The organism is Ancylomarina sp. (assembly GCF_041555295.1).
GTDB lineage: Bacteria > Bacteroidota > Bacteroidia > Bacteroidales > Marinifilaceae > Ancylomarina.
Window position 1 is genome coordinate 1 of sequence record NZ_JBFFKR010000119.1, and the last position, 9,966, is coordinate 9,966.

The 9,966-nt window shown below is 34.1% G+C and carries 7 protein-coding genes and 1 rRNA gene; 5 read left to right on the plus strand and 3 right to left on the minus strand.

Annotation, left to right across the window (positions count from 1 at the left end; all coding sequences use genetic code 11):
* From rrf to ABY905_RS09820, 3 genes are all read left to right on the plus strand, one after another.
* A 5S ribosomal RNA gene (rrf, locus tag ABY905_RS09810) occupies positions 1–96 on the plus strand; the annotation flags it as partial.
* A gap of 350 nt (positions 97–446) precedes the next feature.
* On the plus strand, positions 447–2,420 hold the full coding sequence (locus ABY905_RS09815) for a putative porin (protein ID WP_372643088.1): 1,974 nt from the start codon (positions 447–449) through the stop codon (positions 2,418–2,420).
* A gap of 89 nt (positions 2,421–2,509) precedes the next feature.
* The gene (locus ABY905_RS09820; protein ID WP_372643091.1) at positions 2,510–3,946 is read left to right on the plus strand and encodes a transporter substrate-binding domain-containing protein; all 1,437 of its coding nucleotides are present in this window, start codon (positions 2,510–2,512) and stop codon (positions 3,944–3,946) included.
* Here ABY905_RS09820 and ABY905_RS09825 read toward each other — a convergent pair.
* Positions 3,917–4,576 (minus strand): CoA pyrophosphatase, encoded by a 660-nt coding sequence (locus tag ABY905_RS09825; protein WP_372643094.1) that lies wholly within the window; start codon positions 4,574–4,576, stop codon positions 3,917–3,919. The genes ABY905_RS09820 and ABY905_RS09825 overlap by 30 nt on opposite strands.
* Before the next feature lie 126 nt (positions 4,577–4,702).
* Positions 4,703–5,947 carry an ABC transporter permease gene (locus tag ABY905_RS09830; protein WP_372643096.1) on the minus strand — a complete coding sequence of 415 codons (1,245 nt, stop codon included), beginning with the start codon at positions 5,945–5,947 and terminating at the stop codon, positions 4,703–4,705.
* A 127-nt stretch (positions 5,948–6,074) separates the two neighbouring features.
* On the opposite strand from ABY905_RS09830, the gene ABY905_RS09835 reads away from it, so the two are divergent.
* Together ABY905_RS09835 and ABY905_RS09840 are read left to right on the plus strand one after the other, a co-directional pair.
* Positions 6,075–7,268 (plus strand): exo-beta-N-acetylmuramidase NamZ domain-containing protein, encoded by a 1,194-nt coding sequence (locus tag ABY905_RS09835; RefSeq protein ID WP_372643098.1) that lies wholly within the window; start codon positions 6,075–6,077, stop codon positions 7,266–7,268.
* A 99-nt stretch (positions 7,269–7,367) separates the two neighbouring features.
* Entirely contained in the window at positions 7,368–7,949 is a 582-nt protein-coding gene (locus tag ABY905_RS09840; RefSeq protein ID WP_372643100.1) for a thioredoxin family protein, read from the plus strand.
* A 48-nt stretch (positions 7,950–7,997) separates the two neighbouring features.
* Here the strand turns inward: ABY905_RS09840 and ABY905_RS09845 are convergent, their stop codons facing one another.
* A complete protein-coding gene (locus ABY905_RS09845; protein ID WP_372643102.1) occupies positions 7,998–9,197 on the minus strand; it encodes a pyridoxal phosphate-dependent aminotransferase in 1,200 nt (399 codons plus the stop codon).
* Between the last annotated feature and the right edge of the window lie 769 nt (positions 9,198–9,966).

The window sequence follows — 9,966 nt, forward strand, 5'->3', positions numbered from 1 at the left end:
AATGGGGTTCCACCTCTTCCCATCCCGAACAGAGAAGTTAAGCCCATTAGCGCCGATGGTACTGCCGAAAGGTGGGAGAGTAGGTCGATGCCAACCTTTAAGCGTCTTGTTTCTTACGAAGCAAGACGCTTTTTTTATGCCTTAAATTCAGGTAAGAAGGAAAGTTAAAGAAGCAAAAGGAAATAAACTCGGATTTTCGTTTAAAAACGATGGTATTTAAAGTAATAATTTTGATGTTTATATTGTAATATGATAAGGAGTTTATTTTTAAGATCTTCATTTTATTGTCAAATAAATAACTCTTCTAACAATCTATCATTCAGTGGGGTTAACCATTGTGTTGTTCATCATTTTATTACGCATTTTCGTCAAACATTAATGTTTTTTAACCGATTTGTAGTTGAAAAATAATTTTCTTATTGACACTTTCCTTATATTTGCAGGCTATGAAACAAACTTTCATTTTATTCATATTAACTCTATGCTTAAGCTTGTCTTTGGCTGCCCAAAAAAAACTCGGAAACCGAACACAAGGTCAGTTGGGAGAATCGGGTTTAAAGCGTGATGGAGAAAAAAGTGAAATGGATAGTCTAGGCTATAATAGTGTTGAATCGCACATTAAAACTTGGCGACTTTCGGACTATGGTACCCGAAAACTAAACCTTCATGTGGATACTTTATTGTGCAATATCCACAACTTCAATCCTATATATCAAAGAACCATTGCTAATTCGTATCTAGGAAATCTAGGATCACCTTATCAGAGTCTAATTTTCAAAGATCGTGTTCGTAACGAGTCTTTCATGTTCTTCAATACTTTTGAGGCTTATATGAATATGCCAAAAGAAGTCCTGTTTTTTTATACGACGACACCCTTTACAAGTTTCTTTTATGAGACAGCTGGATCTAAAGACAGGGCAGAGAATAATCTTCGAGTTCTGCATACTCAGAACATTAATCCTTTCTGGAATTTAGGTATAAGTTTTAACTTGATTTCAAGCGAAGGGCAATACCAACATCAGAAAACTAGATTATATGATTTCAACTTATTTTCAAATTACGAGAAGGGCCGATATGGTGCTCATTTTGTAATGAATCAGAATAGGATTCTGGTAAATGAAAATGGTGGTGTAGACCCAGATGATTTTGTTTCTGCTTCAGGAGATAAACCTGAAGATGTAAAGGTGAATTTATCAGAGACTAAGAATAAACTGTCGAATTTCAACTTTACTGCAAACCAATACTACAATTTAGGTAATGGAAAAGATTTGATTATTGATGGTGATACCAGTCAGATTTATCCAGTTAAATTGATTCATGATTTTAATTTTGAATCGGATAGTAGAGAGTTTAAGGAAGGTACAGTAAATAAAGATTTTTTCAAGAGTACTTATTTGAATAATGATAAGAGTGCTGATGAAACAACGCTTAAGATGCTTAGTAACGGTTTTCATATCGTCTTTAATGAAAATCAAAATAAGAAATTGAGTTTTGGTGCCCGTTTTGGATTATTGAATAAATTTTCAACTTATAATCTGCGTAGACCAATTGGTGAGAATTTATATTCTCAAAAAGATAAAAATATTCATAACACACAGTTGATGACAAGTATCTTTCGTCAAACTGGGAAGGATTGGAATTGGAAATTCTCTGGTTCTTATGTTTTTGAAGGATACAATCAAAATGACTATCAACTTGATGGAAATTTAGTTTATCAGTTTGGAGATTCAATAAATAGACAAAGTCTTGAAATTACCTCACAGGTAAAATCAAATACGCCTAATTTTTTGATGACTGAATATCATGGAAATCATCAGCACTGGTCTCTAAATCTGGATAAAAGCAAAGAGATATCTTTAGGATTAGAATATCAAGTAAAGAAATACGGATTTAAGATAGGTGGACATATTAGTAACTTAGAGAATTATACCTATTTTGGATACGATACAATTGTTTCTCAAACTAGCAAATCTATCCAGGTTACAACGGCTTATATTGAGAAGGACTTTAGATTAGGTAATTTTACTTTAAGTCAGAAGATTGTAGGACAGAAGAGCTCTAATCAAAATATTCTACCATTACCAGATCTATCAGTCTATAGTAATAATTATTATTCAAACACTTTTTTTAATGGTGCCTTAGACATACAAGCAGGTTTTTCTGTTTATTACAATACTGCTTTTTACGCTCCGAATTACATGCCATCAACAGGACAATTCTTCTTGCAGAAAGAGCAAGAGTTAGGCGATTATCCAAAGGTTGATCTGTATTTCAATTTTCGAATTAAGCGAACTCGTATTTTTATCATGTACGAACACTTAAATGCTACAATGGGTAGTCAAAACTACTTCAGCTCTCTTCATTATCCAATCAATCCAGGTATGCTTAAGTACGGATTGCGATGGACATTCTACGATTAAAAATATCATATTTATTTGACCAATGAACAGTCTGTTTTTTGGTTAGGTGTCCGTTTTTAATTAATTTAAATAACGGTAAGAAATCGCATATGTTTAAATTTAAATATATAAAGTTAATCATCCCTCTAATACTCATGATCTTCCTGCAGACATGTAATCAAAATCGACAAACGATACGATTACGTCAGCCAGCTAAGACTGTGCTTGGATTAAAGCACATCAAGCTGCGTGGTAAATTGAGAGTGAGTACTGATTACAATTCGACAAACTATTTCATTTATAAGGGACGAGCTATGGGCTTTCAGTATGAATTACTGAGTGCTCTTGCTGAAGAACTTGATGTGAAATTAGAGTTGAGCGTTGAAAATGATCTCCAGTCAGCTTTTTCTAGTTTAGATAATGGTGATATTGATCTTATAGGAATGAATCTAGCTATTACTCAAGATAGACAAGAGCGGTTTAATTTCACTTTACCTCATAGTCAGTCGAAGCAAGTTTTAATTCAACGTAAGGTTTCGGTAAATGATTCTATGACTATTATCAGAAATCAATTAGAACTTGGTGATAAGTTGATACATGTTCAACAAGCTTCAGCTTATGTTGAGAGATTAGAAAATCTCTCTAAAGAGATAGGACGTTCTATCAATATTGAGAAACTTGAGCGAATAGAGGTTGAAGAACTTATTGAAAGTGTTTCAAAAGGTGAAATTGATTATACAATAGCTGATCAAAACGTGGCTATTGTGAATAAAAACTACTACCCTAATATTGATACTGATACTGAAATTAGTTTTCCACAGGATATGGCTTGGGCTCTGAGAAAAGGGAGTGATGAGCTAACTGATGCGATTAATATTTGGCTTCAAAGTTTTAAAAACTCAGCGAGATATAACCAAATATATCGTAAGTACTTTTTGAGTTCTAGAATTATAGGACGTCACAATAGCGAGTATTTTACGCTTAAGAGTGGTAAAATTTCGGAATATGATGATCTCATTAAGATAAACTCTAAGATAATTGATTGGGATTGGAGATTACTATCGGCTTTAGTTTCCCAAGAATCGCATTTCGATCCTAAGGCTAAATCATGGGTTGGTGCTTTTGGTTTGATGCAACTGATGCCAGAAACAGCTTTTCGTTATGATGTTGATGAAGACTCTAAACCCGAAGAAAATTTAAAGGCTGGGGCAAAACACCTAAAGTATTTAAGTCGTCGATTAGATAAGATCCTTCTAGATAAAACAGATAAACTGAAATTCTTATTGGCTTCGTATAATGTTGGATTAGGCCATATTCTTGATGCAAGACGCTTGGCCGAGAAGAATGGACAAAACCCTGATTTATGGCAAGGTAGTGTTGATTATTATCTCCTAAATAAATCAAAACCGGAATTCTATAAAGATCCGGTTGTCAGATATGGTTATTGTAGAGGAAAAGAACCCTACAATTATGTGAAAAAAATACTTTTAATATATGACCATTATCAGAATACAGTTTTACTCGATGAGATTAGCTCTCTTGAGTAATTCCTCCAGTTCTGATACAATCATTGCAGTTGCTCCCCACAGTTTATGTCCTTTTACCTCATAATAGGGTGCTTTTATCTCAAATCCATTTTTATGGATCGTTTCCTCATGCTTATTATCGGCCTTAAATAATTCTTGTATATTGGTCTCAATTATTTGTTTGACCTCAAAAGAATCTGCCTTGAATTGAGGTAAGCCTTCATAATAGGCAACTATAGGTTGAACTTGGAAATTACTGATTGGTATGTACAGACCTGTGATTGGTCCAATAATATGTATTTTTTCTCCCAATAAGCCTAATTCTTCTTCGGTTTCCCTGATAGCCGTTTCAATAAGATTTTTGTCGGTAAGTTCAAATTTCCCTCCAGGTAAACTTATTTGTCCACTATGCTTATGATCTCCATTGCTTCTTTCAATTAGAGGGAAATATAACTGGTCTCCTTTTTGGTAAAAGAGAATTAAGACACTACTGTCTCTGGTTAGACTAGGATCATTTTTATTATTGGAATAATTACGAATAGAAGGAGACATTTTTTGTTGAGCTTTAGAGCCAGGTAAGCCCATCTGAAACTCTCTAATGAAGTCTTCTACAAACTGATCTATATTTTTTATTGAATTGGGATATATCATTTTGATGGTATTTGAAACTACCATTAAATATAAGGAAAACCTCGATTCAATCTTCTGAGAGTGTAAAATAATTTACACCGTCGAATGTGAAATTATTTGGATAAGATTATATCCGTGTGTTTTAGCTTAGTCAAATTTTATTGCCTTGCTTGGTGTAATACGAGTAATATAATAAGATGGAACAAGAAGCATACTCACTGTCGCTATAAGTGTTCCAATATTTAGTAAGAACAGGTGAAATATATTTAGATTAATGGGGACAGTGTCTAAGTAGTAATTCACCGGATCGAGACTTATAAGCTGAAAATGATATTGAACCAAACAGATTCCGATACCGATGAGATTTCCCCAAAGCATTCCTTTACCAATAATCATGGATGATTGATAGAGAAATATTTTTCGAACAGACCAATTATCTGTCCCTAGAGCTTTAAGAATACCAATCATATTGGTCTTCTCAAGAATAATAATGAGCAAGCCCGAAATCATATTAAATCCTGCGACTAGTATCATTAAACCAAGAATTATCCACACATTAAGATCGAGCATCTCAAGCCAGTTAAATATTTGAGGATGTCTCTGTTTGATGCTCCTAACTTTAAAAGTTGATCCATCGTTTGTAAATATACCAGTTACATTATCACGAATAAGTTCCTTTGTTTCGTCAAGATTTTCAAAATCAGTTAACGTTATTTCAATTCCACTAACTTGATTGTCCTCCCAATTATTCAATTTTTGAATATGGCGCATGTCGCAAATCACGAAAAGCCTATCAAACTCATCCATACCCGAATTGTAAATGCCTGAAATCGTAAAGGCTCTTTGGCGAATAGGTTGCTGTACGAAGTACATAATTAGTTTTTCACCTACACTTAAATGAAGAAGTTTTGCTAATTTCTCAGAGATGAGAACTTGATTACTCTTTTCTGAAGGTATCATACTTATTGTATCACCTTCAACTAATTTATCTTTGAAGAATGACCAATCGTAATTTAAAGAGGCTCCACTGAGAACGATACCTTGAATTTCATCTTTTGTTTTTATAATACCTGGTTTAGTGGCAAAACTTTGTATGTGTTTTATCCCCTCAATTTGCGACAAATGATCAAAAGGAATCAAGTTTATATCGATTGGATAGGTTTCGAATGAATTGTTATTGTCGTAGTTACTAATTTGAATATGAGAACCAAAACCAGTTATTTTTTCTGTAATACCAGCTTTAAAACCCGTAACAATGGCTATTGCAAGAATCATGACCGATAAACCCAAAGCAATTCCCAGAGTAGCAATGCTAATGATGGGACGAGAGATCTGACGGTCAGATTTATTCTTGTAGGTGATTTTCCTGGCAATATAGAGTTCTAAATTCAAATCGATATTTTTTATCAAAGTTAACTTTAAAATCAACTACAGTTAAGTGTCAATAATAATTCAATTGCTAATAGGTGTTAGATACAAAAATAGTAATTTCACACTTAGTAAATCTAAAATTAAAAGAATGCACCGAAACAAAATCTATCTCTTCACATTTATTTTGTGTTTTTTGATTTTTCAAACTGCTTGTTCCCAAACAAAGTCAAATAAAATTGTTCCTGCTGCCGAACGTTTTTCTGAGTATCAGTCAATCTTGCAAGGCAAAAATATTGCGATTGTTGCTAATCAAGCCTCACTTGTGAATCAACATCATTTAGTAGATTTTCTTTTGTCAAAAAAAGTTAGCCTGATAAAGATATTTAGTCCCGAGCACGGTTTTAGAGGGAATTTAGATGCAGGAGAGAAAGTAAAAGATGGTATCGATTCTAAGACGAATTTACCAATTATCTCTCTATACGGAAAACACAAGAAGCCATATCCAAAAGATTTATCAAAAGTAGATCTTGTTGTTTTCGATTTGCAGGATGTGGGTGTTCGTTTCTATACCTATCTATCGACTTTGCACTATATGATGGAAGCCTGTGCTGAGAATAATATTCCTTTATTAGTTTTAGATAGACCTAATCCGAATGCACATTATATTAATGGACCTGTTTTGGAAGAGGATTGTAAATCCTTTGTTGGTTTGCACCCTGTGCCTATTGTTTATGGGATGACGATAGGTGAGTATGCTAAAATGATTAATGGCGAAAAGTGGTTGAAGAATGGCGTTCAATGTGATCTGAAAGTTATTACTTGTGCCAACTGGACTCGAAATTCAGTTTATAAATTACCCGTAAAACCATCTCCAAACTTGCCTAATTATCAATCTATACAACTTTATCCATCTCTGTGTTTTTTTGAAGGAACAGTGGTAAGTGCTGGTAGGGGGACGGATTTCCCTTTTCAAGTTTATGGACATCCACTATTGAAAAAAGGGAAGTTTGAGTTTAAACCCAGAAGTATTGCAGGTGTTAGCAAGAATCCCAAGTTTAAAGGGCAAATATGTAAAGGTGAAGATTTGAGGTTAATAGATATTGAACGTTTAAGGGAACAAAAAGAACTTGACTTATCTTTTTTACTAAAAGCTTATTCAGAGTTAAATGATCAAACTCAGTTCTTCAATCTTTTTTTTGAGAAGTTGGCTGGAACAAAGCAATTACGACAACAAATTATTCAAGGTCAATCGGAATCTGAGATTAAAGAATCATGGAAAAAGAATCTTGATGAATTTAAATCAATCAGAAAAAAGTACCTTATCTATCCTGATCTGAAATAAATTTTGATGGTTCTGGCTGAGTGATTTTATGAGTATTTTATTTAGAATACTTAAGAATAATCTTTAACTTGGATTTTATTCATCTTAAAATTTAAGAAAATGGCATTCACTTTAAAATTAACTGACAAAGCTCCTAAATTTAATTTATTAGCAACTGACGGTATATCATATAAACTTTCAGATTTTAAATCATCTAAACTACTTGTTGTCTTTTTCACTTGTAATCATTGTCCTTATGTTATAGGTTCAGATGAAGATACGCGTGCCATAGCAGATAAATACATTCCTAATGGTGTAGAGTTTGTTGCCATAAATTCAAATTCAGCGAACACCTATGTTGAGGACGATTACGATCATATGATAGATCGAATGGAAGAATATGATTTCCCATGGGTGTATTTATACGACGAAACACAAGATGTTGCTAAAGCATATGGCGCATTAAAAACGCCCCACTTTTATCTTTTTGATGAAGGTCGAAAGTTGATTTACACGGGGCGAGCTGTTGATAATCCGAAGGATACTTCAAAAGTACAGGTAAGAGATTTGGAAAGAGCTATTGATGAATATTTGGCTGGAAAACCAATCTCTGTTCCATTGACTAATCCGATTGGCTGCAATGTGAAATGGGACGGCAAGGATAAACACTGGATGCCCGCTGATGCTTGCGATTTAATTTAAAATACAAAAGGCTGCTCCATTGGAACAGCCTTTTTATATATACTGACCTTAGATCGTTCTTCCTGGATAAACCTTAAGTGCTTCAGCTAAAGTTTCCATCGCGTTTGCTAGATCTTCTTTTTTTAGAACGTAAGCAATTCGAACCTCGTTTTTACCTAATCCTGGTGTTGCATAAAATCCTGTAGCAGGTGCAACCATTACAGTTTGGTTTTTGTACTCGAAGTCTTCAAGTATCCATTGTGCAAATTTATCTGAATCGTCAATAGGAAGTTTAACGACTGTATAGAAAGCACCTTTAGGAGTTGGGCAATAAACGCCATCCATATTGTTAAGGGCTTCAACAGTAAAGTTACGACGATCGATGTACTCGTTGTAAACTTCAGTGAAATATTCAGCAGGAGTTTCAAGAGAAGCTTCAGCAGCAATCTGACCGAAAGCAGGAGGACACAAACGCGCTTGTGCAAATTTCATTGCGGTATCGATCACGTCTTTGTTCTTGGTAATCAATGCTCCAATACGAACACCACACTCAGAGTAACGCTTCGATACTGAGTCCATAAGAATTACATTCTGCTCCAAACCCTCAAGGTTCATAGCTGAAAAATGCTCTTCACCATCGTAACAGAACTCACGATAAACTTCATCAGAAAATAAATACAAATCATGTTTAAGAACCAATTCTCGCAATTGATTTAACTCATCTTTTGAATAAAGATATCCAGTAGGATTATTTGGATTACAAATAACGATACCTTTAGTTTTAGGTGTCATCAATTTTTCAAACTCCTCGATTGAAGGCAAAGCAAAATCATTCTCGATACTCGAAGTGATTGGCTTAACCACAACACCTGCAGCTACTGCAAAACCATTGTAGTTTGCGTAGAATGGCTCTGGAATTAAAACTTCATCACCCGGATTCATACAAGACATCAACGAGAAAGTGATTGCTTCAGAACCACCAGTGGTAATCAACATCTCATTTTCATCAACATTAATTCCGATGTTCTGATAGTACTTAGCCAATTTCTTACGATAAGAAATATTACCCGCTGAGTGAGAATACTCAATCACCTTTTCAGTACAATTTCTAATCGCTTCCATTGCAACCTCTGGGGTTTTAATGTCTGGCTGACCAATGTTTAATGGGTACACAGTCTTTCCTGCAGCTCTTGCTGCTTCTGCGTAAGGAACCAATTTACGAATTGGTGATTCAGGCATCAAGCGGCCTTTATCCGAAATTTGTGGCATTTGTTATGTGTTTTTTAAGCATTCAGATCGCTTTTCAATGTTTAAGAACTTCTTAAACGATGACTTGCATCCAAGCACTAAAATTGAGTTTTGTTTAGAACTTCATTTGCGCCAAAAGTAAATAAAAATCCAAGTAAAAAAAATGCTTTTTGACTTGTTTTAGAAAAAGAGCCTAAGGTCTTGAAATAGAAACGACAACAAGCCTTGCTGTGTGGCATTTAAATCGTTTGTAATTTCACTTAAAATTGAATACATAATATTCTTATGGAAATCTACAGAAGTATCAAGAATCGAATTGGTACGCTTTTATTTTAAGTTGTTATTTGGACGCTTTTAACGCCGTTACAAAAAGGGCGAAAAGCATGAGTTAAAAAGGATAATGTTTAGCAACAGATAAATGCGGGTATATTGGATTATACTTCAATTGTGGTTTGAAAAATATTCGGATGGGTTTTAAGGGATCGCCACACACATGTTTCTGTTTAATGATAAATTTTAGCAGGCATGCTAAGGAATTGTTTTACTTCATAGTATATTTATGAAACTATTTTTTTGATATAAATGGATAGGGTAAAACCAGTTTCAACACTCTTATTGATATTAACTAACCAAACCCAATTAAAAAAAAGATTATGATTAAACACTACTTTATTCTTTGTTTACTACTATTTATTAGTGGTATTTCGATGTCCCAATCGTACAATAATCCTGAAAGCATTGTATACGATCAGGCGGATGATCGCTATTTTATCTCGAATAAGGGTGCTAA

What these genes read in the sequence shown, in the direction of transcription:
- ABY905_RS09815 (WP_372643088.1), top strand. Translation starts at nt 447, where the DNA reads ATGAAACAAACTTTCATTTTATTCATATTAACTCTATGCTTAAGCTTG.
- ABY905_RS09820 (WP_372643091.1), top strand. Translation starts at nt 2,510, where the DNA reads ATGTTTAAATTTAAATATATAAAGTTAATCATCCCTCTAATACTCATG.
- ABY905_RS09825 (WP_372643094.1), bottom strand. Translation starts at nt 4,576, where the DNA reads ATGATATATCCCAATTCAATAAAAAATATAGATCAGTTTGTAGAAGAC.
- ABY905_RS09835 (WP_372643098.1), top strand. Translation starts at nt 6,075, where the DNA reads ATGCACCGAAACAAAATCTATCTCTTCACATTTATTTTGTGTTTTTTG.
- ABY905_RS09840 (WP_372643100.1), top strand. Translation starts at nt 7,368, where the DNA reads ATGGCATTCACTTTAAAATTAACTGACAAAGCTCCTAAATTTAATTTA.
- ABY905_RS09845 (WP_372643102.1), bottom strand. Translation starts at nt 9,197, where the DNA reads ATGCCACAAATTTCGGATAAAGGCCGCTTGATGCCTGAATCACCAATT.